Origin of the sequence: Chlamydia avium 10DC88 (assembly GCF_000583875.1) — a bacterium.
In the GTDB taxonomy this organism is placed as follows: domain Bacteria; phylum Chlamydiota; class Chlamydiia; order Chlamydiales; family Chlamydiaceae; genus Chlamydia; species Chlamydia avium.
The window spans coordinates 207,678-233,218 of record NZ_CP006571.1; the positions used below are offsets into that span (position 1 = coordinate 207,678).

The window sequence follows — 25,541 nt, forward strand, 5'->3', positions numbered from 1 at the left end:
TGCCTTTTTATTTAATCCTTGGGTCAAGTTTTTAAGCTAACTTAGAGGCTTGACTCTAAAGTTTGTTATTATTATTGTCTGGACACAATCTATATTCTAAGTAAAATTGTGCATAACGATGGGATTACAACTAAGATTACAAGAATGTATCGAGGTATTCCCCCATCTGAGTTTTGATGCGCAGGTGAAAGAGCTTATTTATGCTTGTCAGAATAAAGAGCTTCGGGATTTCGTCTTTAAATTTTTTCGCTACCATCCGCTTCTAAAAGTTCATGATATTGCTCGGGCGATTTATCTATTGATGGCTTTAGAGGAAGGCCAAGATTTAGGTTTAGATTTCCTAAAGTTGCAGCAGGAGCTCTCTGGAGCTGTGCGTTTGTTTTGTTACGGAGGATTCCCTTGGAGGGGGTTGCCTTATCCTGGAGAACATGCTGAGTTAGGACTTTTGCTTTTGCAAATTTCTAGATTTTATGATCAGAGTTTAAAACTTGCTGAGATGATGGGTTCCTTTCATCAGGCAATGTTTATGCACGAAGAAACTGTTTTCCCTGCTTTGTGGAGCCAAGAAATTACAAGTCCCATAAGGGAGAAAACCTCTTTAAGTAAATCTTTTCTTTATCAATTAGACCAACAAATTATTAATGAATACACTTCTGTTGAACCGACTCTGGGGTTTTGGATGCAGAGGACATGTTCATCATCAGCATTTGTTTCTGGATCAGGTTGTAAGAGTGGTATTGGGGCGTATTATTTTGGAGATGTAGGTGTAGTCAATTATGGCCCTTGTTATGGAGATATTAGTGATTGTCAGGGGTTTGGAATTTCAGGGACAGTCAAAGAATTTTCTTTTGTAGAAAATGAAGGAGAAATAGAGTGTTCTTTTCTTTCTTCAACCTCTCTTCCTTATCTTAGGTCTACAGGGTTTTCTTATTTGCAGGATGCTCATTTAGGAATACGGGTTCGTCATAATTTTTGGATTTCTGGAAGGAAGTGTAAAGTAAAATCTTTACTAGAAGAGGAAGATTCTAGAAATTTGACTTTTTCTATTTTTTGTAAGGGAAAGATTTGTCAGGTAGTAGAAGGACCGCGGTTACGTTCGAGTTCTTTAGATTCTTATAAGGGGCCTGCAAATGATGTGATCATTCATGGTGAGCGCGACTCTTTACGTATTTTGACCTCTAGTCTTCGTATGGAAATTTTTTCTTTACAAGGAGAAAGAAGTTTTTGGGGAAGTAATTTTTTAATTAACATTCCCTATCAAGATGCGTGCGTATCTTTGGTTTTCGAAAAGAGCAGTTAAAAGAAGTTTGTTTTTAAAATCCTCATTAAAATGATCTTATAATTGTTTTTTAAGAATTATTTGTATTAAAATTGTCCTTTTCTGTAAGAGGAGAAACGTAATTATGGAGCTTCTTCCCCACGAAAAACAAGTGGTTGAGTATGAGAAAACGATTGCTGACTTTAAGGAAAAGAACAAAAAAAATTCTTTACTTTCCTCTTCTGAGATACAAAAATTGGAAAGGCGTCTAGATAAATTAAAAGAGAAAATCTATTCCGACTTAACTCCTTGGGAGCGCGTTCAGATTTGTCGTCATCCTTCACGTCCTCGTTCGGTTAATTACATAGAGGGTATATGTGATGAGTTTATGGAGTTAGCAGGGGATAGAACTTTTCGAGATGATCCCGCTGTTGTCGGTGGATTAGCAAAAATACAAAACCAAAAGTTTATGCTTATTGGACAGGAGAAGGGATGTGATACAGCTTCTCGTGTTCATAGGAACTTTGGAATGCTCTATCCGGAAGGGTTTCGTAAAGCTTTGCGTTTATCAAAAATGGCGGAGAAGTTTCACCTGCCTATTGTTTTTCTAGTAGACACTCCTGGAGCATTTCCTGGATTGACGGCCGAAGAACGTGGCCAGGGTTGGGCAATCGCTAATAATCTCTTTGAATTATCTAGGCTCAAAACCCCAATTATTGTTCTTATTATTGGAGAAGGATGTTCAGGAGGAGCTTTGGGCATGGCTATTGGCGATGTCATTGCAATGTTAGAGCATTCCTATTATTCTGTAATTTCTCCGGAAGGCTGCGCATCAATTCTTTGGAAAGATCCTAAGAAAAATAGTGAGGCCGCTGCTATGTTAAAAATGCATGGTGAAGATCTTAAGCAGTTTTCTATAGTCGATGTGGTTATCAAAGAACCTGTGGGAGGGGCACATCACGATCCCGCTGCAGTCTATGAAAGTGTGCAGAGATTTATACTTCAGGAATGGTTGCGATTAAAAGACCTGTCCATAGAGAATTTATTAGAAAAACGATATCAAAAATTTCGGACTATAGGTCTTTATGAAACTTCTTCTGAAAGCGGTCCTCAGGTATAAAAAACACCTAGTTGTATTAGGGCTTTCTTTACTCTCTATTCTTGGGCTCACAATTTCTTCACAAGCAGAGATTTTTTCTCTAGGCATGATCGCTAAAACAGGTCCCGATGCTTTTCTACTTTTCTCTAATAAGAAAGATCATCGGCTTGTGAAAGAACAGGAACTCAGCCAAAATCAGATTTTAGAGAGATGGTCGGAAATTTCTCCTAATTCTGATCGGTTAACCTTAGCACAAGCAAATGCTTATATTGCACGTTATAGCCAAGGGTCTTCTTCAATAACAGCAAAGTTATCTCGAGTAGTTTCTCGATATATCGATTTATCTCGTTTTTCATCACTAGCCTTATTTTTGATTTTGGTAGCTGTTTTCAAAGCAGTTACATTATTTTTCCAGAGATTTTTAGCTCAAGTGGTCTCCATTCGTGTTAGCTGTGACTTGCGTAAGGATTATTTTTCTGCCTTACAGCGGCTTCCCATGACGTTCTTTCATGCCCACGACATGGGAAATTTAAGTAGCCGTGTAATCACAGATTCTTCGGCCATTGCACTAGCAGTCAATTCTCTAATGATGAATTACATTCAGGCTCCGATTACACTTATCTTAGCTTTAATTGTTTGTTTATCGATATCCTGGAAGTTTTCTCTACTTCTCTGCGTAGCTTTTCCTGTGTTCATTGTTCCTATCGTCATAATCGCAAGGAAAATCAAATCATTAGCGAAAAGAATCCAAAAAAATCAGGATAAGTTTTCTTCAGTACTTTTGGATTTTCTAGCAGGTGTTCTTACAGTAAAAGTATTTCGTACCGAGGCTTTTGCTTTTAAAAAATATTGTGATCAAAATACACAAATAGCTTCTTTAGAAGAAAAGAGTGCTGCCTACGGTTTATTACCTCGTCCATTGTTGCACACGATAGCCTCTTTATTTTTTGCTTTTGTAGTTATTGTCGGTCTATATAAATTCCACCTTCCTTCTGAAGAACTCATTGTTTTCTGCGGGTTACTATATCTTATTTATGACCCCATAAAGAAATTTGGTGATGAAAATACGAATATCATGAAAGGATGCGCAGCTGCCGAACGCTTTTATGAGGTTCTTGCTCACCCCGATCTTTACTATGAAGATGAGGGGCAGACGTTTCGTGGATTACAACGTTGTATTGAATTTCAGCACGTATCTTTTGCCTATGATGAAAAAACCTAGTTCTTGATGATATTAATTTCACCCTAAACAAAGGAGAAGCCATAGGTATTGTTGGCCCCACAGGATCTGGGAAAACAACAATTACGCAACTACTACCTCGATTATATGAAGTTTCTCAAGGAGAAATTCTTATCGATGGTGTTTCTATTAAAGATTATAATAAATCTTCTTTAAGAGATCATATAGGCTGCGTTTTACAAAAGCCCTTTTTATTTTACGATACTATTTGGAACAATCTTACCTGCGGAAAAGATATCCCCGAAGAGGATGTGATTGATGCACTAAAGCAGGCCTATGCTTACGAATTTGTGAAAGATATGCCGCAAGGGATCCATAGCTTATTAGAGGAAGCTGGTAAAAATCTCTCTGGAGGACAACAGCAGCGATTAACAATAGCACGAGCTTTATTGAAGAATTCCTCGATTTTAATTTTAGATGAAGCAACATCTTCTTTGGATGCGATCAGTGAGAATTACATTAAAGAAATTATTGGTAAGTTAAAAGGACAGAGCACTCAGATTATTATTGCCCACAAGTTATCTACACTAGAATACGTAGATCGTGTGATTTATTTAGAAAAGGGGAAAAAAATTGCAGAAGGAATGAAAGAAGAACTCTTAGTGGCATGTCCACCATTTCTAAAGATGTGGGAGTTATCTGGAACTAAAGATCCTGAAGCCTCCTGTTCTAAAGATTCAGAATTAGTGAGTTCTTCTTCACATTAGTGATGAATGCTAGTTACCAGAGATCTAATAGAATCCATGGAATCCTTCAATGTTGTATAGAGAGTCTCTGCTAAAGCGTGCTTATTGTTTTTAATGTACTCACCACCTTCTGGAGTCGTATAATCAGAGACAATTTTTATCATCATACAGGGCAAGTTTTGTTTTTTGCATAGCTGTGAAATTGTGTAGCCCTCCATATCAATAAGCTGAAAGTAATCGTGCATACCATATCTATAAGGAGTGGGCGAAGACACTAAATGTGCTAGTGGAAGAGATGATAAGGAAATCAGCTCGAGTTCTGGTTGATGAGACAATGTTTGTGGATTCTCACTACTTAACTCAGCAACTCTATCAATAGAGTAACAGCTATGCAGAGGAAAGAGAAATGAAGATGTCCCAGCAAAACCTATATTAAGACAGGCATGATAGTTAGAAAGTAGTTCTGTATTTAAAGAAGAAATAACGCCTTGTCTTCCCCATTGTTGGAGAAGTAATATATCCATGAGACAAGAGTGGTTTGCGTCCCAACATGTATAAAAATTATTCTTTTGTTTCTGAAAGGGATACTTATTAATAATTGCCTCAGCTTCACACATATCGGCAAAAATGAAAAGTAGACGGATGTAGTTAGAAGGAGCTTGCGTATTCGGATAATTTTTGAATAGCATGTTTACCTAATTCAGATAATTTCAGGGTTTCTTGGTTTACATAAGTATCGATAAATTTTTGGATCACTTCAGAATTATGATCTTTAGAATACTTTAGAGCCGTATTTATCGATTGCTTGGTTTCTCGAAGAGAAAGAGATAAAGATGAGTAAAGAGCCGATGTCAGTATGTCTACAGTTGATTGAGGTAAGTTTTTCTCAACAACGAGGCAACCTAAAGGTAGGGGAAGATTTGTAGCGTTTTCCCATAAGGTTCCAAGATCATCTCTAAGGTATAATTGTGAAGGATAGTGGAATCTTTCCTCATGGATAACGACTCCGGCTTCTATATCTCCACTTACAATCGCGGGGATAATAGTGTGGTATTTCATAGGGAAGAGAGTCGCTTTGGGATAGAATATTTTACATAGTAAATGTGCTGTAGTTGTTACTCCAGGAGTAGCAATTATAGTAACCGGTTTAGTAGAGGATGAAGATAGAAGCAGGGGACCCACACCGTAGCTAATGATATTGCCAACTTCCATAAGATTGTAATGCTCAAAAGCATGAGGCAGTAGTGCTGCAGAAATTTTAATTAGTGAGAATCGTTTTTGTAAGGCTAGCGTATTTAACCTAGAGATATCTGTAATAGTAATTTGATGAAGTAGAGGAACATCTGCATGATGCTCCAAAAAAGAACGAAATAAGAAAATATCATTAGGACAGGAAGAAAATGCTGCTGAAAGTATCATGAGGACATTTGTTTCATTAATTGAATCGCTGATTGCATATCTTTATCTAAATTGCCTTGGTTTTCTAACCATTGAATATAAGATACAGGGACTTCAGTAAGAGGTTTTCCTTTGTACTTTCCAAAAGGCATTTTAAACACCTTGGGATTGCAGTTATTTTGTGTCAGAGAAAACACTTGTTCGACAGAAAGATCACCAATGAGAGCAGAAAATACATTGTATAAAGTGATGACATCATCCAAAGCACGATGTGCTTGGTTCTCAGAAAAGCCATAGACTTGTCTTAAGTATTGTAAGTTATGCTTTGGTAAATCAGGACGATATTTTTGCGCCCATTTTAAGGAATCTATAGTACGTAGTTCTAAGATTTCTAAGGAATGACGGCGACATTCTTTTTCCAACAGGGGAAAGTCAAAACTATCGTTATTATGAGCAACAAGAATAGCATTATTTCCACAAAAGTCTCGAAATTGTCCGTATGCCTCGGGAAATTTAGGAGATGATGCTACAGTAGAATCTGTGATTCCATGAATTTTTGAGGCTTCTTCAGGAATAGGGATTTCAGGATTTACGTATGTAACAAATGATTGTTTCGTTATGTTATTGAAGGCAGCAATTTCTATAACACGATCTTTATCTATCTGAGTTCCTGTAGTCTCGGTGTCATAAAAAATAAGTGCTGTCATAATGTAATTTACACCTAATTATTCTTCTGTTCTTTCTTTGCTTGTTTTTTCAGTTCATCAAGGTTCATGTTTCCTGAGGATATTAAACCAATGGCATTTGAAAAACTATCGCATACTAATTTAATTGTGTCGATATATATATGTAGCAACGTTTCATTGATTTGTCCTTGTAAACAAGGTACGACTATACGATAGAAGATTAGACCTTGTTCTTCATCCATTCCGAATCCTGGGGTATCTAAATCGCGATTTAATAAGTGGAGTAAACGTGCTGTAGTTCCTTTTTGTTCATCATGTAATTGGTAAGGGAAATAACAGATCATTTGAAGAATTTCCCCGTTATTGCGAATAACGAAAAATAGGGGAAGTTCATGGTCTTCTACTTGGATATTAATATAAGTAAGTTGGCTTTCTCTTTCTAACAGGGGTTGTAATCCAATTTGTTTGAGAAAATTTGATAGATTATTTTGATTTAAAGACCAAGTTGTCATGTTATTTGCTCCCAATGTTCGGAAAATACATTTATCACTCTTTGCTAATAAGAGAAGAGGATAATTCTTTGTTTAAGTGTGGATCTCTTCGAAGTTTTTTTATGCTTTTACTCAACATGTCTGAAGTAGAGAAGGAATTCTTTTGTTCATTATTTTTTAGGAGCGCATTGATATCTGTATCTGGGGGAAATTCTGATAATAAGGTAACATGATCGTTGGCTTCAGCAATGATGAGAATTTTATTTACGACTCGAATAAGGTAGATACAAGTTTTGGGGGTGATAGATCGTCTATCTAGGATTTTAATGGTAGAATGATTCCCGAAGCTTTGTCCTTTAGACTTAAGAAATCTCTTAAACGCCCAAACACCAATACCAAATAAGGTTAGAACTAGGATAAGCGATCCTAACATTTTTAGCATTTCTACTTTCATATTTTCTGGGAACATGCTTTGGAGAGAGACAGAGTCATGAGAAGAATCAGAAAGAGCGAGTTCTTCAGAGAAAGAGAGGAGATGAGAAAAAAAACCAGTTATCATAGTGGAAGACCTTATGTATCTCTATATGTAAATACCATCTACCTAGAAAATAAATCACTCTAGAGACTATTTTATAATTTATATAAGCAATGTGTGACCTAATGCCCAGGGTAGATTAAACTGTAATTTTATTATTCCTGCAACAATGATATAATTAAATCACTAGTTCTCGACTTTAAGAAAATGTAGAAACTAAGTTGTTCAGGTTTTGTTAATTGTTTCTTTTTCTGATGTTTTATCTTTGTAGGATATACTCTGATTAAGTGTCTTAGGAAAGTAGGATGACGGTATTTTAAATGCTACGAGCGGGTGTGCTTTTATGAAAAAGTTATTAGTTACAGATATTGATGGGACAATTACTCATTTACCTCATCACTTACCTTTACAAGTAGTTCATACGTTGACTCAAGCTTACCAAGCAGGGTGGGAGTTATTTTTTTTAACAGGTAGGTATTTTTCTTACGCACACCAGTTGTTGTCAGATCTCCAGGTTCCCTATTTACTTGGGTGCCAAAATGGTGTTTGTGTATGGTTGTCTGAACAAGAAAAGTTTCTCTATTTTCAAGGTATTTCTCATGATATTCTACCTGTTTTAGAAGAATATGTGGCGGGTAGTCCTGTAGTATTTTGTATAGAATCAGGAGTTATTCATGGTGATCAATATTATCGCTTTGCTTCTTCAAGTGGGAAGCATTTATTAGATTGTTTAGATCCCGTGTATTTTCCTACTTCTCAAGAGCGTTCCCGTCTAGTTGAAATGAAAAACATTTCTCGAGACTATCCTTACGACTTATTTGCCGTGGCAAAGATTTTTGGGAAAAAAGAAGATATTGAGGAATTGTATCATAAGATGCAAGAAACCTCAGAACTTTCATCAAAATTAAACATTAATTTGATGCGATGGCCCTTCGATTTTAACTATGCTTTGCTATTTATGACAGAGAAATCCGTATCTAAGGGTTATGCTGTTGATCGGATTATCCATATGCTTTATAACGGGAATAAGCCATTTATTATGGCTTCCGGAGACGATGTAAACGATATTGATCTTCTCGAACGCGGGGATTTTAAAATTGTTATGAATACCTCACCGCAGCATATGCATGGCTTGGCTGATTTCCTTGCCTCCCCGGCAAGAGATTTAGGCATTCTTCCTGCATGGGAGGCTGGTATGGGACAGTACTCTAAGATGCAGAACCTTTAGGTAACATTTCAGGGCCAATTCCCATAATATTTGCCCCGTGATCCACATAAAGAGTCTCTCCTGTAATTGCTGAGGCTAGTGGTGAAGCTAGAAATGCAGTAGCGGCTCCTACTTGCTCCGTGGTCATTGGATTAGGAATAGGTGACCAATCTAAATAGTAATCCACCATCTTTTCTATAAAACCAATCGCTTTTCCTGCTCGACTAGCAAGAGGCCCTGCAGAAATTGTATTTACACGAACTTTCCATTTTCTTCCTGCTTCCCAAGCAAGCATTTTTGTATCACTTTCTAAAGCAGCTTTAGCGGCGTTCATTCCTCCTCCATACCCGGGGACTGCACGTGAAGAAGCTAAATAAGTTAGAGAAATACAACTACTACCACTCGGCATAAAAGGACCGAAGTGAGAAAGCAAACTCACCAGAGAGTAGCTGGAGGTACTTAAAGCAGATAGGTAACCTTTCCTTGAGGTTTCTAATAGAGGCTTAGAAATCTCAGGACTGTTAGCTAAAGAATGTACTAATATATCAATATGACCGAAATCCTTAACCACTTGAGAAACAACCTCAGACACTGTGTATCCTGAAATGCCTTTGTAGCGTTTATTCTCTGCAATTTCTTGAGGAATATCTGCAGGAGAGTCGAAACTCGCATCCATAGGGTAGACTTTCTTAATTTCTAGGAGATTACCATTAGAAAGCTTCCTAGACTCATCAAATTTCCCCAAATCCCATGATTGAGAGAAGATTTTATAGATAGGCACCCAAGTTCCTGTAAGAATCGTAGCTCCTGCTTCCGCTAGTATTTTAGCGATTCCCCAACCATAGCCCTGGTCATCCCCAATTCCTGCTATGAATGCTATTTTTCCTGTTAAGTCAATTGTTAACATTCCTTACCTTTTTTTATACTTGCAGAGTAATTCATTCATGAGGTTAGCAGATTTCTTTATTATTAAGGAAATCCTTTGAAGACATTCAGATGAGATGAGTAGATTTTTCTCAAGATAACTTTATTACCGCTATTTCTTTGAAATGAACATTATTCAGATAATAGAATATTTTTAAAAAAGAAGTGGCTGTGTCCGTAATGTATTCTCAATACTGAGCAATTATTCTTTCTCTGTTCCTAGCTTCTTAGAAAGAGACCACTTAACGAATTATTATGTCTCATTGCATTTAGAGAATTTTTTTTGATGAAGAGTTAGCTTTCAAGTAAGTGAGCTGCCTCTTTTCTAGGGTCTCCTGAAGAGGAAGCTATTAGATGAATATTTTCATTCGAAAATGGAGAAGGGAATTTTATGGAATGCGCATGCAGTAGAGGGCGGAAAATATTTGGTGGCTGGTTGTGTGAACCATAATCTATGTCTCCTACAATAGGGTGGCCAAGTGTTCGCATGTGTAATCGAATTTGATGTGTTCTTCCTGTAATTGGGCTACACTGTATTAAAGAATATTTTTTGTAGGTGCATAGAATTGACCATTGTGTAATCGTTAGCTTCCCTTGAGAAGCATGGGTATTTCCAAAGATTACAGCTCCACAACGTCGTGCTTTAGGTGCTGTATAAGAAGTTATTGTTCCCGAAGATTTGTTTGGATGACCAAAGACTAAAGCGATATATTGTTTGATGATTTTTCTTTTTTTGAAAAGTTGCGTAAGTGGAAAAACAGAGTCTTCATGTTTTGCAAATAGAATGCACCCTGTGGTATCCCTATCTAACCTATGAACAATGCTGAGTTTTAATTTAGCTGCGAGTTCTTCTGTAGATAGATAGGCAGGTTTATCATAGGCACACCATTGGGGATGGTCCCAAAGAATTTGAGGTTTTTGGGGTGTTCGTATGACTAGACTGATATGGTCACCAGGATGCACCTTGTAAGATTCAAATCGCTCTATACGGCTGTTTACGCGGCATCCATGATAGCGTATAGAGTTAACAACAGATTGTTTATCATATTCTGGCAATTGAACCCGTAGAAAGGAGGATAATCTTTCTACGCGATCAACAACCCATGTAAACTTTTTCATAAAACATTAATATTTAAATCTTCAGTAAGATTTTACGAGAATTTCTATGACAAAGATAGTGTTTTCTGAAAGGATAAAACAATTTCCTAGAGAAAAGTTAAAACAATGGTTTAGAAAAAATAAACGGAGTTTCCCTTGGAGGGAGAACCCCACTCCTTATCGCGTATGGGTATCTGAAGTTATGCTTCAGCAGACTCGAGCGGAAGTTGTTGTAAATTATTTTATTGAATGGATGAGAAAATTCCCTACGATTGAATCTTTAGCTGCCGCTAGTGAGGATGAGGTCATAAAACTTTGGGAGGGACTAGGCTATTACACTCGAGCAAGAAATTTATTGTATGGCGCTCGTATGGTTATGGAAGAGTTCGGGGGGATAATTCCCGATAATCATTTAGATTTACTATTGATCAATGGGTTGGGACCCTATACTGTACATGCCATTTTAGCATTTGCCTTTAAGAAAAAAGTTGCAGCAGTTGATGGGAATGTTTTACGTGTGATTAGTCGAGTCTTTTTAATCGAATCCTCTATAGATTTAGAATCTACGAAAACATGGATATCCCGTATAACTCAATCTCTTTTGCCTTCGAGGGATCCTGAGGTGTTTTCTGAAGCCCTGATAGAGCTGGGAGCCTGTGTGTGCACTCGTTCCCCTAAGTGCGAAGTTTGTCCCATTCGTGGGGTTTGTGGAGCTGCTAAGGAAGGAAAACAAGCATTTCTTCCTGTGCGTCATTCTAGAAAAAAAACCGTTATGTTATATCGTTGGGCAGCTATTATCCTTTATCAGGGGGCTATCGTGCTTGAGCATAGGAAACCTCAGGAAATGATGGCAGGTTTGTATGAATTTCCTTACATAGAGGTTGAGTCCTTTGAAATGCTTTCTGATACAAATACGTTAACTCATGCTATGGAGGATCGTGTGGGTGCACAGCTAGTGTTTTGCTGTGATGTAGCCGAGCAGCGTCATGCATTCACTTATTATAAGGTACGTTTAATCCCTAAGATTTTTCATGCGAAATCTCTCCCAAAATCAGCACTACTGTATTCTTTGGATACTATAGATGCATTACCTTTTTCTTCAGGACATAGAAAAATTAAATCCTGGTTGTTAGAGAATATACATACTTTAGTAGATGATAAAGTGTAGAGGTATAATCTTATGCAGAGAAGTTACGATTTCTCTAAGTTAATTGACTTGGCTAGGAAAATGGTCATGGATGGGGTGTGTCCTTGGACAGATAGGCAAGATGCTTTATCTCTAATTGAATGTATCCTTAAGGAGTGTAGAGAACTTTTAGAAGCTATTCATCAGGGTTATGCAGATAAAGAAATTACTTTAGAAGCTGGAGATATTCTTATGTTGGTTTTGGTCTTATGCTTTAAGTTGGAATTTCTTGAAATATCTTCTGTTGATGAGATAGTTAATGAAGCTCTTTCTAAGATTCAACGACGTGCGCCACATGTATTCTCATGTAAAACAATTTCTTATGAAGAAGCACGTCAAGCATGGCTTATGGGGAAGCTTCAAGAAAAAAGTGAAAAATAGAGGCCTTATTTTGGGTTTTCCCTTTAGTAAAATCCATGAATTGTATTATTAAAGAAAGGTAGGCTGGGGACCTTTTAAGAAAAGAAACCTTTGAACCGGGTCAGGACTGGAAAGTAGCAGCCCTAAAAAGTGCTCTCTTTTGCTAGAAGAATTTCTCCAGCTTGCTTTTTCCTTAATAATTCCTTAAGAACAATGTTCCGATGCCTGTGATGTTGAAAAGTATATGAAATACTATTGGGGCAGCAATATGCCGTTCTTTTTCGTAAATAAATCCAGCACATAAGGAAAATAGAAATAGAATAGGAACAAAAATTAATGCTCCTAAGGAATGTTCTAAATGAGCAAGAGCGAAAATAATTGAGGTATAGGTAAGAGCGTATATTCTCCGCATTTTGCTTTTCAAAAATGTTTGTAAAAAACCTCGGAAGAAGATTTCTTCAGCAAAAGGAATCAAGATTCCTAAACTTAAAAAAAACCTTAGATCATAGGTTGTTGAAGTCAAACTTTGTTGAACTTCTTGAGCTAATGTTTGCTCATGCAGTGCTTCTTTAGAGAACAAAAAATTAAAGAAGATGTTGAGGATATATCCAACGATAGTTTTCATAGGCATGAAAATAATCCACATTCGGAAAGCTGAAAATATAGCAGAGGAGAATGTTGCTAAAGGCTTACTTCCTGAGTAGATAACACTGCGGGTAATGTCGATAGGTAATCCTAGGAGGTAAAATACAAAAGCACAGGCTAAGAATATCCCATGTAGAGAACGAGCTGTAACTTCTGAATAGGATCCCGTGATAAAAGGTAAAATACCAGGGAGGAATAAAAGAACTACTGCTAAGAGAACATGAGGCAAACGTAAAGGGATTTTTTCCTCTGGCTTGGGCCATACAAAAAAATTCCTCGAGGCAAAAATTGCTAATCCTAAAGATAAAAATAATAAATAATAAGAAATCATGAATTACGAATAATTTGCACAAACATAGCCTTCAACTCTAGCAACGATTTCGCGAAATAGACGATTATGCATGAGACCCATAGGAGTAGCTTCAAAATGCTTTGTTTGCCATCCATAGCGGTGGTAATCTTTATTAGCTCCTGCTAGATTTACTTGGCTAGATTCAATGATTTCTTGATAGATCATAGATACTTTATTATGGCGAATATCAAAAACGCGTACCCGTACAGAAGCTGTAATTGAATTATTCCCAAACGTATCTGTTGTATTTTTTTGTTCTAAAAGTTCTGTAGCTACAATAAATTCTGCAGGGAGAAGAGAGGCTATTGTTTCTGGAGAAACTTGAGGAACTACAGAATAAAATTGCGCAATAGTTTGGGGTGATGCGTTATGTTTGATAAGAAATAGTTTATCTGAAGCATGTAATCGCTTACTAATCTCTTGGGTAAATTCTGTTTGTAAATTCCAGGGAAGAGCCTCAGAAACTTTATCAGAACGATAAAATACAGGAAGCATAGCTACAACACCTTTAGCTTTACTTCCAGAAGTATATAGCTTAGGGTGATAGCTTCCTGATGCTGGTAAAGAACAGCTAGATAAATTTACGGATAGAAGTCCCAATGAAACTAATAAGAGTAGCTTATGCATAATTGCTGCCTTTTTACAGAATACTTTTAGTATTTATTTTTCTGAGGAGAGTCATTTGTATGACATTAAATTTTTCTCTTCAAAGAATAAGCCCGTAGTTTATTCCTTCTGCTAAGTTATAAAAAGAAAAAAATAAAAACAAGTCTCAGACAGTGAAAGAATCCTTAAATATTATCTCTCCAGATTTATTCCGGATATACAGAATGAGTAGGAGGGGTAGAACAATATTCTTGAGGAATTAAGGTACAACCAGGAAGCAACAACATAGGTGATGTAAATATAAGAAGGGAAAGAGACAATTTCATTTTCATTGCTATTCATCCTTACTAAAGTCTTTTTATATCGATTCATAAGATAAGTAATGTTTTCTGCAAAGTTGAAATATTCATAATTCTAAAATGATAAAATGAAGAACCTCATACGAATACTCATAGAGGAAATAAGACTACAAAATAAAAAAGCTTAGAGATCTAGCTCCAAGCTTTAGGTATGATGCCTTCTATCACACATGAAATCTATACTGTTTGAACTTAATACAAACCCTCTAGAGATGTACTTCTTGAGAAGTAAAGTTTAATGTGTTTATAGAAGAAACAATTTTTATCTTCCTAGTTTGATCTATCAGTAGATTCTTCTAGTTTAGCAGGGATAATCGATTTAGGACATAGACGACGAAGAAGTAACACACTCAATACGAAAATCACTGCCACACCAACAGGTAAGGTCCATAGAATGGCACATCCGGTAGAGATAGCTGTAAACACACTAGCTGCAAATAGTACCATAGAAATAAAGGAAATAGCACAAAGGAATGTAGCTAGTTTTCTTTGTTGTAATTGAACTCTAGGAGAGACTGGCGCAGGTGATGATAGTGACGTCTGTGATATTGGTACTGTCATATTTGATTCCATAAATAGTAATTCATGCGAAATATTCTATAGGATCAATGATTTTAAGTCTTTTAGTTAATTATCATTGTATTCCGTTTTTTTATTTAATTGGAAAAAGAAAATCAGAAGTATAAGAATTACAATGGCATATGACTGTTTTCAATAGAAATAGGAATATGTGATCGAGATACTCGTTTTGTATCTTGATAGCTATGGTGATTAAGACATCTTTTCTGGGGATGGGCTATGAATTTCTCCTGAGGTTGAGGAATTAATTAATGGATGGGATAGAGTTTCCTCATCTAGATTTTCAGGGCAAAAAATTGAGAGATCGGGGGAAATTCGTGGACGAAGTTTGTAAATAATTGTAAGTAATACGACGGAAGTAAGCATAGCTATTACTGGAATAGCAATTAGAGGAAGACAACCTGTTAATGTGGTTGCAACAATTCCAGCTGAAGCAATAGCAATTGTAGCTAAGGAAATAATAGTGATTGCAGTTTTGATGCGCTGCATTTTTTTGTTATATCTAGGTAGGGATAGGAAGTGTTCAGTGGAATAGTTTGTATTTAGTGGTCGATCTAATGGTTTTGCAAATGTATTCATATTTTTGTTTCATTAATTTAATATTTCGAACAATATTGTAAATTAAAACATTATTATTAATCAATATTCGTTATACTTAATTTGTTTTACTTTTATTAAGTGTCGAGCTAGTCCTAGTTTTCGGTATTTGATCTGCATTGAGTTATTTTGACTCGACATGATTATAATTTTTTTTTGATAAAGATTTCCTTACATAATCTTAGAAGCTCAGGTATCGGAAGTATCTTTTTATTAAGATATTTATAGAGTCATAATCAGGATTCATCATTACTATTCATAGATAGGGTCGTTTTTTGATGTATTTACCTCGGTTTATCAATGATTGGGGGCATGTATCACAAACCACCGGTTTTAGCACTCTAAGAATGTTATTTTATTTTCCTGGATAATTTCTTCTGAACATCTTCTGTTTTCATCATCTTTTATGAATTGGGCTTTGAAATTATATCAGGTATCTCAGACCATATAAAATTTTTTATATTAAATATGGAGATTTGGTATATCCAAGCAAATAATTAGATGATCATTTTCTTTTGATTTGTTTGAAAAATAGAATTCTCATTCTTATTTTTTGGGGTGCTGATTAAGTTTATATGCATAAATTTGTAAATTTTGATTATTTTGGATTGAGTGACATCGGGATGGTGCGATCAAGAAATGAGGATTACTGGGAAGTGAATCTGACATCTCGGGTTGTTGCAATTGCTGATGGGATGGGAGGACATTTAGGAGGCGACGTCGCTTCTCATGAAGCAATTCTAAATTTAATGGAGCTAATAGATGCACAACAGTCACAACTAATTAGATTTCAAGATGACCAGTATCGAGAAACGGTTAGAGGTATCCTTTCTAAAATTAATGAATTAATTTACGACCACAGTTTGATGGAGTCTCATCTTCAGGGAATGGGGACAACATTGAGTTATATGCAATTTTTGAGAAATAAAGCATGGGTCGTTCATGTAGGTGATAGTCGTATTTATCGCTTACGAGGAGAAGAATTTTATTGCTTAACAGAGGATCATTCTCTAGCAAATCGATTAAAAAATCGTTATAGTCTTTCTCAACAATTGGATAAGGTGTATCCTTATCGCCATATTCTGACTAATGTTTTAGGGAGTCGCCCTCACGTTGTTCCCGATATACAAGATATTTCATACGAAGAAAATGATTTGTTTCTCTTTTGTTCTGATGGCTTAACAAATATGGTTTCTGATAGGGATGTGCGTGATATTTTATTAGGCTCTTCTTCTCTAGAAGAAAGTGGCAATCTATTGATTTCTCTTGCTAATAGTCGTGGCGGGGTCGATAATGTTACTGTGGTATTAGTCCGAATACAATAGTGCTCGAACATAATACTCAGGAACTATAATGATTTATTTGGATAATAATGCGACTTCTTTTCTTGAGCCTGGCCTTCTTCAGTTTTTGCAGCAATTATTTTCCGAGGGAGGGTATGCAAATCCCTCTAGCATACATAGTGCAGGGAAGAAATCAAAAAAAGTTTCTGCATAACACCTCAACCTTAATTCAAAGGGTTTTATCTTTTTCTGGACAGGTACTGTACACTTCCGGAGCTACAGAAAGTTTGAACCTAGCGATAGCAAATCTCCCAAAAGGTAGTCATGTATTGACATCAAGCATGGAGCATCCCGCTATAATCGAGCCCTTAAAACAAGCAAATGTGTCGGTATCGTACCTAGATCCCGAACCAGGAAGATGTGTAATTTCTCCACAACAAATTATAGAAGCAATTACGCCGTCCACTTCGGCAATTGTTTTAGGTTGGGTAAATAGTGAGATCGGATCGCAAATTGACATTGCAGCTATCGCTTCCATTGCCAATGACCATCAGTTACAGCTCATTGTAGATGCAACAGCAATTATCGGTAGAGAAAAGGTACGCATTCCTCAGGGAGTAACTATGGTAGCATTTAGTGGGCATAAGTTTCATGCTCTCTCTGGAATTGGAGGATTATTGGTTTCTCCTCGAGTGAAATTGTCTCCTTTACTTTTCGGAGGAGGACAGCAAGGAGGTGCTCGATCAGGAACAGAAAATTTCTGGGGAATTGCTTCTTTATTTTATATTTTCTCGATTTTAGAGACACGTCAGGAAGAAATTACGGAAATTTTAATAAATTACCGTAATTATTTTGAAGCTAACTTGAAAAAACGCATACCCAAGACGATAATTCATTGTGAAGATCAGTTACGTGTAAGCAATGTTTCTGCCATAGCTTTCCCTCCCTTAGAAGGTGAGGTAATACAAATGGCTTTGGATATGGAAGGAGTTGCTTGCGGTTATGGATCTGCATGTTCTTCAGGAGCTACTACTGCATTCAAATCCTTAGTTTCTATGAATGTACCTCAGGAAATTGCAGCATCTACACTTAGGTTTTCCTTTAGCTATTTAATGCCTAAAGAGGACATCGATTTAGCCATAGAAAAAATTATTCGGGTAATTAACCGATTACACGATGCTTGGTGAGCATTAAGAAAGCAGATTTTTAATAGATATGCTTTTAATCCCGTATAAAGAAATTTCCTTAACTTCTAGCAATAAATTGTCTGTAATGACTGAGGTGCCAATTTCAGCTGGAGTATCTAAAAGTTGTAGGACAAGTTGAGCAAGTGTCTCTGCTCCATAATGTGTGAGTTTAATACCGAGTTCTCTTTGGATATCTTTTAAAGGGGTATTTCCTGGGAATGTCCTTTCAATAACAGAGACTGTTTTTGGTTTTAACTGCGCAATATTTGATGTATTGAAAAGGATTTTAAAAACAGCATTTAAGCTAAGAATCCCTATAGGTTCTCCAGAAGTATTTAAAACAACAGCAACGCTAGAGCGATTATCGCGAAATTCTTTTAGTATGTGTATGAGCTTAGATTTCTCCGTAATGAACCAAGGAGAATGTAAATTATGAATTAAAGTATCCGTAGGATTTTTATTCACGCAATCTTTAGGCAGAGCTATTCCAATAATGTTTTTTCGTTCTTTATGATATATAGGAACGAAGTCCATGTCGGTATTTCTGATGGTTCGGCGTAAATCTTTTACATTTGCTGTGGAGGGCAGCATAATTACTTGATCTAGATGTTGACATACTTGTCCAGCAGAAGTAGCACTTAGGGAAAATATGTTAGTTGCAATAACATTAAAGTCTTGTTCCTCATGATGTGTTTCTAGAGCTTTTTGAAATTCATCACGACTTAAAGTAGAGTTCAGTTTTTCTTTTTTATTTTTAGTATGAAGTATAACCCCTCAGTTAAACCACCAATCAACTGAATTAAGGGATAAAAAATGTAGTGGGAATAATAAAGAATTGATGCTCCCCAAAGGGCCAATTTCTCAGGAATTTTGCGAGATATCGTCAGAGGAAGTAATTCAGCAAAAATCACTACCAGAATGATTTGAGTTAAGGGAGCATAGTCAGGGGATAGTCCCATCACTTTATAACAGTTTCTTGAAGATTCAGAGCCTATTTGAAGAGAAATATTCACCCCAAGCATAACAGTACTGAATAATCGGTACGGTCGTCTAATCAGGAAGTTAATATAACGTGCTTTTTTGTGATTTTTTGTTAGATAGTATTGCAAACGAACACGGTTAAAAGAAACACAAGCCATTTCCATCATCGAATAGAATCCTTGGAAGATAATGCATAGTAGATTGATTCCTATCCAAAAAATAGAAGACTTAATCATGTAGTTTCCTTATATAGACTCGGCATATACGATTAGGAGCAGCATCCAAGATTTGGAATATGAGATTCTTCCATATAAATTGAGTTCCTGTACTAGGAATAGAATCCATTTGCTCAGTTAGCCATCCTCCTATGGTGGCACTATTATTCTGTGAGTAGAGATTAATATTAAAAATCTCATTTAAATCACTAAGTTCCATAGTTCCTGAAGCAATAATTATGTCTTTACCCGACATAGTATACAGTACTTTCTCTCTACGCTGATCTGTAATTTCTCCAGCAACTATTTCAAATAAGTCTTCTTGAGTAATCAATCCTTCAATTGAACCATATTCATCAATAATCATGCCTAAAGTTTCGTCTTCAGAAGCAAGGTTACATAAGGCTGTTTTTGCTGATATTGTTTCTGGCATGTAGTAAGGTTTATTTAATAAAGGAAGAAGATCATCCGAAGATTGTAAGGGTTTCCCATGAAGTAATAATGCTTTTGCTGTACAAATACCTAAAAGATTTTGAAGATTATCATTACATACGGGTACACGCGAACAATGCTGATCAGAAAATAAAGCATAGAGATTGCTGATAGGTGTTTGAATATCATAGAAAAGGACATCTTGACGTGGTTTCATGCGTTCCTTAACACTGCAATCACTCAAAGATAAATACCCATAGAGCAAACGGCTTTCTTCCTGACTCACAACACCAAAATCCTTACAGCTCTGTAAGACTTCTTTGAGTTGTTGTGGTTGAATAATATCGTTTTTTTGTGTGGAGAGTATCAATTGAACAACATTGTTAATCCCACCAATTGCCCAATGTAGTAAAGGACGAAACAGTTTTGTGAATATTAAAATGAGTGGCGCAACAAAAGAAGCAATTTGTGTATTGTAAGGTAAAGCAACTGCCTTTGGTAAGATTTCTCCAAGGAATAGCGTGAGTCCTAAGGGAATACCAACAATAAGTAGCCAAGACGCTTGATCTCCAACAAGATTAGCCACACAGTTTTGAATACCAATATTTAATCCAATATCAAGAAAAATTAAAGTGATTAGTAGGTAATGAGGATGAGAGAGTAGCGAGGATACAAGCTGCTGTTTCTTACACTTAGAACGTTTGTAATGAGAAATTAAAGAAGTAGGTAAAGAAAAAAGCGCTATTTGAGATAAAGATATAAAACCTGAGCATAGAGTAAAAAATATGATGAAAAAGATTAATACGGTGGACATCATCATACTTATCTCAATCCATGCTTTTTGTTTTTATAGAGGAAAAACATACCTTAGTGTACCCTTTAGGTATTAACCCTAATCTGCAAATTAATGCAGACTCAATCACTGCAGGATTATCCCAATATTGAATATGTAGACGCAATTCTTTTTGTTTTTCTTCGGCAAGAAAAATTTTTTCTTGAAGCTCAGATACACGTTTTTGCAAACGCAATTCTTCCCTTTGTAATTCGTGAATAGCACGATCATATACAAAACCCCCAATAAGCATGAAAAGAATTAACCACCAAGAATTCACTACAATCTCTTCAAGGTGCTTGTGCCAAGTAATTTTTTGCATGATCAAGCTTTAAACAATAGGAATAGTGATGCCCTGTTGTTTTTGATACTTACCCTTTCTTTCAGCATAAGAAATTTCACAAGTTTCATCAGCTTCAAAAAATAAAACCTGTGCAATACCTTCATTAGCATAAATTTTTGCAGGTAAAGGGGTCGTATTTGAAATCTCTATAGTCACATAACCTTCCCATTCAGGTTCAAATGGAGTGACATTCACAATAAGTCCACAGCGTGCATATGTTGATTTGCCAATACACATAGTAAGAACATTTCTAGGAATACGGAAATATTCGACGCTATGAGCAAGGGCAAAGGAATTCGGGGGAATAATACATACGTCATCTGTAATAGAAATAAATGTATCCTCTGTAAAATGCTTGGGATCTACAAGAGAATTATACACGTTAGTAAATACCTTAAACTCCCTAGATAGACGCAAGTCGTAGCCATAACTAGATAAACCATAGCTGATTAACTTTTCTCCAGTTTCAGAATTTATATTTACTTGTCTGTCAGCGAATGGTTCAATCATGCCATACGCGAGTGCCATTTTACGGATCCATTTATCTTCTTTAATGCTCATGTAGTAACCCTGTGGTTAGATTTGCAGATGCTGAACATAATTGGAAAACATCATCTTTAGACTTAGAATACACTTTTTTATGTATATGCAAATACCTAAAAATCTCAAATAAGTTGTGGTGAATGATTTTGATGCTAGTCATGAGAGTCAACTAAGTAAGAATTATAGCACTATATTGACGCTCCTATAGAGACAAAATTTCATTGATTTTGTTTTTCGATTAAGTGAAGAAAGAAATAATCTTGAGTCTTAGGAAATAGATTCTTATAGAAATTATAAAAAATTACCGAAACTCAGATAATGGAGATATCATGAGGATTTCGTGTTTTAGAGAAGATTAATTTAAAACGAAATTGTAGATAGGAATTCCTTAAACTAATAAGCTGTTTCAGCTTAGTGCTTGCATGCACAGTGATAATATGATACACGCTTGAGACATTAGATAGAAATGTACACAAATAGCTAGTGCAGTTCTAAAAAGGGTATTTCAAAAATATCTTCTCAAAGATTTGAGAAGAGTACGGTAGCGTAATGACACATCAGGTATCCGTCTTACATCAAGATAAAAAATTTGATACTTCTTTGCGACCTAAGAGGTTAAAAGAATTTTGTGGTCAAACACAGTTGACAGAACGATTAGAATTGTTCCTCAATGCTGCAGTTCAAAGAGGAGAAGTTCCCGGACATTGTCTTTTTTTTGGTCCTCCAGGTTTGGGTAAGACATCCTTAGCACACATCGTAGCATCCACTGTAGGCAAAGGACTTGTCGTAGCCTCCGGACCACAACTAGTCAAACCATCAGATTTGCTAGGATTATTAACTAGCTTGCAAGAAGGAGATGTTTTCTTTATTGATGAAATCCATCGTATGGGGAAAGTAGCCGAAGAATATTTATATTCTGCGATGGAAGATTTTAAGATTGATATTACTATCGATTCTGGTCCAGGAGCACGTTCTGTTTCAGTAGATCTAGCTCCTTTTAGTTTGGTAGGAGCAACAACGCGGTCAGGAATGTTAAGTGAACCTTTGCGAGCACGATTCGCATTCACAGGTAGAGTATCTTATTATTCTGATGAAGATTTAACAAGAATTCTGCACCGTTCAGCTCATTTATTAGGAGTAGATGCAGATCCAGATGCTGTGTATGAAATTGCTCGCCGATCGCGCGGGACTCCACGATTAGCTAATCATCTATTGCGTTGGGTCAGGGATTTTGCACAAATACGAGAGGGGAATCGTATTAATCGTATCGTAGCCGAAAAAGCTTTGGCTATGTTATTAATAGATGATTGGGGTTTAAATGAGATTGATGTTAAACTTCTCACTACAATAATTGATTATTATCAGGGTGGCCCTGTAGGAATTAAGACTTTGTCTGTGGCTGTGGGAGAGGACATTAAAACTTTGGAAGATGTATACGAGCCCTTTTTAATTTTAAAGGGGTTATTGAAGAAAACATCTCGAGGAAGAGTTGTCACTCCACTTGCTTACAATCATTTGAAAAAATGTTCAGGTAATTTACAGAGTTTAGGAGAAGAAAAGTGAAGATATGGAAGTATATCCTTTTAGGTCTTTCATTCAGTATAGGGGCTTCAAGTTATGCAGAAGTCAAAGTCTCCGATGCCTTTGTAGAACAACCTATTGTTTCTGAACCAAAAATCCGTGTTCTTATTCTGAATGAAAGCACGACTGCGTTAGTAGAAGCTAAGGGTGCTTACCGTTTATACGGTGATAATACGCTTCTACAATCTACTTCACAAGGCTTACGATGTGCTGCTCATGCTCTTTATGGTGGAGTGCGTTGGGGAGAAAACTTCCCCGGAGTACAATGTTTAAAAGTCGAACCCATAGAGGACTCTGCATCCTTATTCGTTAATGGATTACAATACAAGGGTGTTCTTTATATTTGTAAGACAGAAAAGAATTGTATTATTGTCATAAATGAATTGACTATTGAGGAATATTTAAAGTCCGTACTCTCTATGAAATATCTAAAAGAGTTAGATAAAGAAGCCTTGTCTGCATGTGTTATTCTAGAAAGAACTGCTCTATATGAAAGACTTTTAGCTAAAGATCCTCAAACATTTTGGCATATAACTGCAGATGAGGATCGTTATTTTGGTTATGGAATGACAAAGCAATTTTATGGCGTGGAAGATGCTGTTGATTGGACATCAAGACTCATTGTAGATAATCCCGAAGGATTAATTATTGATGCTGATGGCTTGCTACAGGCTAATGTGGATCGGCTGGCTGTAGAGGGGTATAATGCACGTCAGATTCTCGAGAAGTTTTATAAAGATGCAGATTTTGTAGTCATAGAATCTTGGAGTGATGACTTAGAAGAAATACGATAGTTATTGCTCATAACTTATAGCTACAAAAATTGTAAAGGAATCCAAAGTAATCTTTTCCAATATCTTTTGTGATGCAAATCCTATTTTCGTATCTACAACTTGTTGATAAGGGCGAAAGTTCTTCCTTACTTTAGGTAGAGTTACAGTTACAGGTGATGTTCCTGAATTAAAAGCAACAAATAGGCTATAATGAACTTGTTTTAGTTCATAAGCTAAAAAATGGCCAGATTGCCATTGTAGTGGCTGGGCATCTGAGTTTAACCAAGAAATTCTTTCTTGAGTAAGAAATCCCTGATTAAATAATTCTTTATGTTGTTTTCTAAAATGGATAGCTTGGCTAACGAAATCTGCAAGAAAAGCATGCTTTTCTAACTGATCCCATAGAAAATGATTTGCAGATGTGTCTAGAGCCCAGCGATTGTTATTACCTTTGGCTGTATGACCATATTCATCTCCCGATTGTAACATAGGGATTCCTTGAGACAGGAAAAGGGTTAGGAAAAAATTCCGCATTTGACGTTGACGTAGTTCAAGAATCTCAGGATTTTCGGTATTTCCTTCCTCTCCGAAATTATAACTGTAGTTAGCTTCAGTGCCATCTCGATTGCTTTCACCATTTTCTTCATTATGCTTATGATTATAGGAAACAGTATCATGAAGAGTAAATCCATCATGAACACAAATATAATTAATTGTATTGGCTGGAGATCCTTGAGGATAAATATCTTGAGATCCAGAAATACGCGATGCAAAAGTTCCTAAGAAATTTTCATTTCCATTTAAGAATGCTCTTACAGTATCACGATAAGTCCCATTCCATTCACTCCAACGTAAATCAAGAGTAGGGAAATAACCTATTTGATATAAACCTGCTGCATCCCAAGGTTCTGCTATAATTTTTGTATCCGCAAGAATTGGGTCATAAGTAATCGCTGATAAAATAGGTGCATTAGGAATAGGATTGCCTTGGGGATCTCGTGAAAATACCGAGGCTAAATCAAAGCGGAATCCATCTACATGCATTTCCTGTACCCAATAACGCAAAACATCTAGAATCCATTGTGTTGTAGGAAAAAAGTTGGTATTTATCGTATTTCCACATCCCGAATAGTTGCAGAATTGACCTTGAGGATCAATTATGTAATAGGAAGAGAGGTCTATCCAAGGCAAAGGACATAGAGTGTCTTCCATACCTGTGTGATTGAAAACAACATCGAGAATAATCTCAATTCCCGCATTGTGTAGAGCTTTGACAAGAGTTTTAAATTCACGTATAGGAGCACAAGGATCGGAAGCATAAGCATAACGACGACAAGGAGAGAAAAAATTGAGAGGAGCATATCCCCAATAATTACATAAGTCAGGAAAATCAGAGCTTCGAAATGGATTACTATTTTCATCAAATTCAAAAATAGGAAGCAACTCAATAGCTGTAACCCCTAACTTTTTTAGATATGGGATTTTTTCAATAATCCCTAAAAATGTTCCGGGATAAGATACTCGTGAAGAAGGATCAAAAGTAAATGAACGCACATGCATTTCGTAAATGATCATATCTTCCTTAGGCAGATTAAGACACCGATCTCCATCCCAGGAAAACTCCTCCTGTTTTAAATAACTAAATGCATAATCTCGGGGGCTCTTTTCAGAAAGAAATATTTGGGGGGAATGAATATTTTTTGCATAAGGATCTGCAAGATATTTCTGGAAGTTAAATTTTGCTTTGTTGTTTTCTGGACCACAAATACGAAAAGCATAAGACCATTGATCAGAAATTCCCTCAATTTCAACATGCCATACATTTCCCGTGCGATTTTCTATACTTGATAAAACTACTTCATGGATACTCCAATACTGATCAGCTAAAACTAATACAACTTGATCTGCATGTGACGAAAATAGTGCAAAACGATAACGTGTGGAAGAAAGTTGTGTTGCTCCTAAAGGCGATGGAACCCCAGGGAAAATATGGATTTTAATCATTATTTACCTGATATCATAATGACTTGAGAAGAACAAGAAAGTTTTTGATTTTAAGTCCTTG

The 25,541-nt window shown here is 36.3% G+C and carries 24 protein-coding genes, 1 other RNA gene and 3 pseudogenes; 11 read left to right on the forward strand and 17 right to left on the reverse strand.

Features of this window, described 5'->3' with window-relative positions; all coding sequences use genetic code 11:
* Window positions 1–118: 118 nt before the first annotated feature.
* From RT28_RS00875 to RT28_RS00885, 3 genes and pseudogenes are all read left to right on the forward strand, one after another.
* Window positions 119–1,300 carry a hypothetical protein gene (locus tag RT28_RS00875; protein WP_020356071.1) on the forward strand — a complete coding sequence of 394 codons (1,182 nt, stop codon included), beginning with the start codon at window positions 119–121 and terminating at the stop codon, window positions 1,298–1,300.
* Between the two features lie 103 nt (window positions 1,301–1,403).
* Complete coding sequence (locus tag RT28_RS00880; RefSeq protein ID WP_020356072.1) at window positions 1,404–2,378, forward strand: acetyl-CoA carboxylase carboxyltransferase subunit alpha; 975 nt, start codon at window positions 1,404–1,406, stop codon at window positions 2,376–2,378.
* Window positions 2,344–4,304, forward strand: a pseudogene (locus RT28_RS00885) (ABC transporter ATP-binding protein). Before RT28_RS00880 ends, RT28_RS00885 begins: the two are co-directional and overlap by 35 nt.
* Here RT28_RS00885 and RT28_RS00890 read toward each other — a convergent pair.
* Genes RT28_RS00890 through RT28_RS00910 form a run of 5 tightly spaced genes read right to left on the reverse strand, consistent with a single transcriptional unit; the run spans window position 4,301 to window position 7,417 of the window.
* Window positions 4,301–4,972 (reverse strand): nucleoside phosphorylase-I family protein, encoded by a 672-nt coding sequence (locus tag RT28_RS00890; protein ID WP_174362028.1) that lies wholly within the window; start codon window positions 4,970–4,972, stop codon window positions 4,301–4,303. The pseudogene RT28_RS00885 and the gene RT28_RS00890 overlap by 4 nt on opposite strands.
* Entirely contained in the window at window positions 4,932–5,702 is a 771-nt protein-coding gene (locus RT28_RS00895) for an MqnA/MqnD/SBP family protein (protein WP_020356075.1), read from the reverse strand. Before RT28_RS00895 ends, RT28_RS00890 begins: the two co-directional genes overlap by 41 nt.
* Window positions 5,699–6,388 carry a putative quorum-sensing-regulated virulence factor gene (locus RT28_RS00900; RefSeq protein ID WP_020356076.1) on the reverse strand — a complete coding sequence of 230 codons (690 nt, stop codon included), beginning with the start codon at window positions 6,386–6,388 and terminating at the stop codon, window positions 5,699–5,701. The genes RT28_RS00895 and RT28_RS00900 overlap by 4 nt, the downstream gene beginning before the upstream one ends.
* 14 nt (window positions 6,389–6,402) lie before the next feature.
* Window positions 6,403–6,879 carry a YbjN domain-containing protein gene (locus tag RT28_RS00905; RefSeq protein WP_020356077.1) on the reverse strand — a complete coding sequence of 159 codons (477 nt, stop codon included), beginning with the start codon at window positions 6,877–6,879 and terminating at the stop codon, window positions 6,403–6,405.
* A 34-nt stretch (window positions 6,880–6,913) separates the two neighbouring features.
* Entirely contained in the window at window positions 6,914–7,417 is a 504-nt protein-coding gene (locus RT28_RS00910; protein WP_020356078.1) for a FliO/MopB family protein, read from the reverse strand.
* Window positions 7,418–7,736: 319 nt separating this feature from the next.
* On the opposite strand from RT28_RS00910, the gene RT28_RS00915 reads away from it, so the two are divergent.
* A complete protein-coding gene (locus RT28_RS00915) occupies window positions 7,737–8,621 on the forward strand; it encodes an HAD-IIB family hydrolase (RefSeq protein WP_020356079.1) in 885 nt (294 codons plus the stop codon).
* Here RT28_RS00915 and RT28_RS00920 read toward each other — a convergent pair.
* Both RT28_RS00920 and RT28_RS00925 read right to left on the reverse strand, forming a co-directional pair.
* Complete coding sequence (locus tag RT28_RS00920; protein ID WP_038500200.1) at window positions 8,602–9,507, reverse strand: enoyl-[acyl-carrier-protein] reductase; 906 nt, start codon at window positions 9,505–9,507, stop codon at window positions 8,602–8,604. The genes RT28_RS00915 and RT28_RS00920 overlap by 20 nt on opposite strands.
* Window positions 9,508–9,818: 311 nt before the next feature.
* On the reverse strand, window positions 9,819–10,643 hold the full coding sequence (locus RT28_RS00925) for an RluA family pseudouridine synthase (RefSeq protein ID WP_038500201.1): 825 nt from the start codon (window positions 10,641–10,643) through the stop codon (window positions 9,819–9,821).
* A gap of 46 nt (window positions 10,644–10,689) precedes the next feature.
* Between RT28_RS00925 and mutY the strand changes: the two genes are divergently transcribed.
* The 3 genes from mutY to ffs all read left to right on the forward strand — a co-directional run bounded on the left by mutY (window position 10,690) and on the right by ffs (window position 12,352).
* On the forward strand, window positions 10,690–11,790 hold the full coding sequence (mutY, locus tag RT28_RS00930) for an A/G-specific adenine glycosylase (RefSeq protein ID WP_038500202.1): 1,101 nt from the start codon (window positions 10,690–10,692) through the stop codon (window positions 11,788–11,790).
* 12 nt (window positions 11,791–11,802) lie between these two features.
* The gene (locus RT28_RS00935; RefSeq protein ID WP_038500203.1) at window positions 11,803–12,189 is read left to right on the forward strand and encodes a MazG nucleotide pyrophosphohydrolase domain-containing protein; all 387 of its coding nucleotides are present in this window, start codon (window positions 11,803–11,805) and stop codon (window positions 12,187–12,189) included.
* Window positions 12,190–12,251: 62 nt separating this feature from the next.
* Window positions 12,252–12,352, forward strand: an RNA gene (gene ffs, locus RT28_RS04805) — signal recognition particle sRNA small type.
* Between the two features lie 9 nt (window positions 12,353–12,361).
* Here ffs and RT28_RS00940 read toward each other — a convergent pair.
* The 5 genes from RT28_RS00940 to RT28_RS00960 all read right to left on the reverse strand — a co-directional run bounded on the left by RT28_RS00940 (window position 12,362) and on the right by RT28_RS00960 (window position 15,288).
* On the reverse strand, window positions 12,362–13,144 hold the full coding sequence (locus RT28_RS00940; protein WP_038500205.1) for a CPBP family intramembrane glutamic endopeptidase: 783 nt from the start codon (window positions 13,142–13,144) through the stop codon (window positions 12,362–12,364).
* A 3-nt stretch (window positions 13,145–13,147) separates the two neighbouring features.
* Complete coding sequence (locus tag RT28_RS00945) at window positions 13,148–13,792, reverse strand: CT253 family lipoprotein (protein ID WP_038500207.1); 645 nt, start codon at window positions 13,790–13,792, stop codon at window positions 13,148–13,150.
* A gap of 185 nt (window positions 13,793–13,977) precedes the next feature.
* Complete coding sequence (locus RT28_RS05020) at window positions 13,978–14,103, reverse strand: hypothetical protein (RefSeq protein WP_038500209.1); 126 nt, start codon at window positions 14,101–14,103, stop codon at window positions 13,978–13,980.
* Window positions 14,104–14,400: 297 nt separating this feature from the next.
* The gene (locus RT28_RS00955; protein ID WP_038500211.1) at window positions 14,401–14,691 is read right to left on the reverse strand and encodes a hypothetical protein; all 291 of its coding nucleotides are present in this window, start codon (window positions 14,689–14,691) and stop codon (window positions 14,401–14,403) included.
* 210 nt (window positions 14,692–14,901) lie between these two features.
* Entirely contained in the window at window positions 14,902–15,288 is a 387-nt protein-coding gene (locus RT28_RS00960; protein WP_038500214.1) for a hypothetical protein, read from the reverse strand.
* A gap of 593 nt (window positions 15,289–15,881) precedes the next feature.
* On the opposite strand from RT28_RS00960, the gene RT28_RS00965 reads away from it, so the two are divergent.
* Both RT28_RS00965 and RT28_RS00970 read left to right on the forward strand, forming a co-directional pair.
* Complete coding sequence (locus RT28_RS00965) at window positions 15,882–16,631, forward strand: PP2C family protein-serine/threonine phosphatase (RefSeq protein ID WP_038500217.1); 750 nt, start codon at window positions 15,882–15,884, stop codon at window positions 16,629–16,631.
* 28 nt (window positions 16,632–16,659) lie between these two features.
* A pseudogene (locus tag RT28_RS00970) lies at window positions 16,660–17,776 on the forward strand (cysteine desulfurase family protein).
* A 3-nt stretch (window positions 17,777–17,779) separates the two neighbouring features.
* Here the strand turns inward: RT28_RS00970 and RT28_RS00975 are convergent.
* The 4 genes and pseudogenes from RT28_RS00975 to dcd all read right to left on the reverse strand — a co-directional run bounded on the left by RT28_RS00975 (window position 17,780) and on the right by dcd (window position 21,140).
* Window positions 17,780–18,993 (reverse strand): annotated as a pseudogene (locus RT28_RS00975) (CNNM domain-containing protein).
* Entirely contained in the window at window positions 18,986–20,221 is a 1,236-nt protein-coding gene (locus RT28_RS00980) for a hemolysin family protein (RefSeq protein ID WP_038500220.1), read from the reverse strand. The pseudogene RT28_RS00975 and the gene RT28_RS00980 overlap by 8 nt, the downstream one beginning before the upstream one ends.
* 10 nt (window positions 20,222–20,231) lie before the next feature.
* Window positions 20,232–20,558, reverse strand: coding sequence for a hypothetical protein (locus tag RT28_RS00985; protein WP_038500223.1), 327 nt, complete (start codon window positions 20,556–20,558; stop codon window positions 20,232–20,234).
* A 9-nt stretch (window positions 20,559–20,567) separates the two neighbouring features.
* Window positions 20,568–21,140: a dCTP deaminase gene (dcd, locus tag RT28_RS00990; RefSeq protein WP_020356096.1), complete on the reverse strand. Its 573-nt coding sequence runs from the start codon at window positions 21,138–21,140 to the stop codon at window positions 20,568–20,570.
* Window positions 21,141–21,671: 531 nt separating this feature from the next.
* Between dcd and ruvB the strand changes: the two genes are divergently transcribed.
* Window positions 21,672–22,685: a Holliday junction branch migration DNA helicase RuvB gene (gene ruvB / locus RT28_RS00995; RefSeq protein ID WP_038500226.1), complete on the forward strand. Its 1,014-nt coding sequence runs from the start codon at window positions 21,672–21,674 to the stop codon at window positions 22,683–22,685.
* Entirely contained in the window at window positions 22,682–23,497 is an 816-nt protein-coding gene (locus tag RT28_RS01000) for a SpoIID/LytB domain-containing protein (protein ID WP_038500229.1), read from the forward strand. The genes ruvB and RT28_RS01000 overlap by 4 nt, the downstream gene beginning before the upstream one ends.
* Here RT28_RS01000 and RT28_RS01005 read toward each other — a convergent pair whose 3' ends face one another.
* Complete coding sequence (locus RT28_RS01005; RefSeq protein ID WP_038500232.1) at window positions 23,498–25,480, reverse strand: glycogen debranching protein; 1,983 nt, start codon at window positions 25,478–25,480, stop codon at window positions 23,498–23,500.
* Window positions 25,481–25,541: the final 61 nt, after the last annotated feature.

Bases quoted from the DNA above. Each gene is read 5' to 3' on its own strand.
- RT28_RS00965 (WP_038500217.1), top strand. From the start codon at position 15,882: ATGCATAAATTTGTAAATTTTGATTATTTTGGATTGAGTGACATCGGG.
- ruvB (WP_038500226.1), top strand. From the start codon at position 21,672: ATGACACATCAGGTATCCGTCTTACATCAAGATAAAAAATTTGATACT.
- RT28_RS00880 (WP_020356072.1), top strand. From the start codon at position 1,404: ATGGAGCTTCTTCCCCACGAAAAACAAGTGGTTGAGTATGAGAAAACG.
- RT28_RS00905 (WP_020356077.1), bottom strand. From the start codon at position 6,879: ATGACAACTTGGTCTTTAAATCAAAATAATCTATCAAATTTTCTCAAA.
- RT28_RS00915 (WP_020356079.1), top strand. From the start codon at position 7,737: ATGAAAAAGTTATTAGTTACAGATATTGATGGGACAATTACTCATTTA.
- RT28_RS00875 (WP_020356071.1), top strand. From the start codon at position 119: ATGGGATTACAACTAAGATTACAAGAATGTATCGAGGTATTCCCCCAT.
- mutY (WP_038500202.1), top strand. From the start codon at position 10,690: ATGACAAAGATAGTGTTTTCTGAAAGGATAAAACAATTTCCTAGAGAA.
- RT28_RS00985 (WP_038500223.1), bottom strand. From the start codon at position 20,558: ATGCAAAAAATTACTTGGCACAAGCACCTTGAAGAGATTGTAGTGAAT.
- RT28_RS00955 (WP_038500211.1), bottom strand. From the start codon at position 14,691: ATGACAGTACCAATATCACAGACGTCACTATCATCACCTGCGCCAGTC.
- RT28_RS00925 (WP_038500201.1), bottom strand. From the start codon at position 10,643: ATGAAAAAGTTTACATGGGTTGTTGATCGCGTAGAAAGATTATCCTCC.
- dcd (WP_020356096.1), bottom strand. From the start codon at position 21,140: ATGAGCATTAAAGAAGATAAATGGATCCGTAAAATGGCACTCGCGTAT.
- RT28_RS00960 (WP_038500214.1), bottom strand. From the start codon at position 15,288: ATGAATACATTTGCAAAACCATTAGATCGACCACTAAATACAAACTAT.
- RT28_RS00910 (WP_020356078.1), bottom strand. From the start codon at position 7,417: ATGATAACTGGTTTTTTTTCTCATCTCCTCTCTTTCTCTGAAGAACTC.
- RT28_RS00935 (WP_038500203.1), top strand. From the start codon at position 11,803: ATGCAGAGAAGTTACGATTTCTCTAAGTTAATTGACTTGGCTAGGAAA.
- RT28_RS00900 (WP_020356076.1), bottom strand. From the start codon at position 6,388: ATGACAGCACTTATTTTTTATGACACCGAGACTACAGGAACTCAGATA.
- RT28_RS00890 (WP_174362028.1), bottom strand. From the start codon at position 4,972: ATGCTATTCAAAAATTATCCGAATACGCAAGCTCCTTCTAACTACATC.
- RT28_RS01005 (WP_038500232.1), bottom strand. From the start codon at position 25,480: ATGATTAAAATCCATATTTTCCCTGGGGTTCCATCGCCTTTAGGAGCA.
- RT28_RS05020 (WP_038500209.1), bottom strand. From the start codon at position 14,103: ATGAAAATGAAATTGTCTCTTTCCCTTCTTATATTTACATCACCTATG.
- RT28_RS00945 (WP_038500207.1), bottom strand. From the start codon at position 13,792: ATGCATAAGCTACTCTTATTAGTTTCATTGGGACTTCTATCCGTAAAT.
- RT28_RS00940 (WP_038500205.1), bottom strand. From the start codon at position 13,144: ATGATTTCTTATTATTTATTATTTTTATCTTTAGGATTAGCAATTTTT.
- RT28_RS00895 (WP_020356075.1), bottom strand. From the start codon at position 5,702: ATGATACTTTCAGCAGCATTTTCTTCCTGTCCTAATGATATTTTCTTA.
- RT28_RS00980 (WP_038500220.1), bottom strand. From the start codon at position 20,221: ATGATGTCCACCGTATTAATCTTTTTCATCATATTTTTTACTCTATGC.
- RT28_RS00920 (WP_038500200.1), bottom strand. From the start codon at position 9,507: ATGTTAACAATTGACTTAACAGGAAAAATAGCATTCATAGCAGGAATT.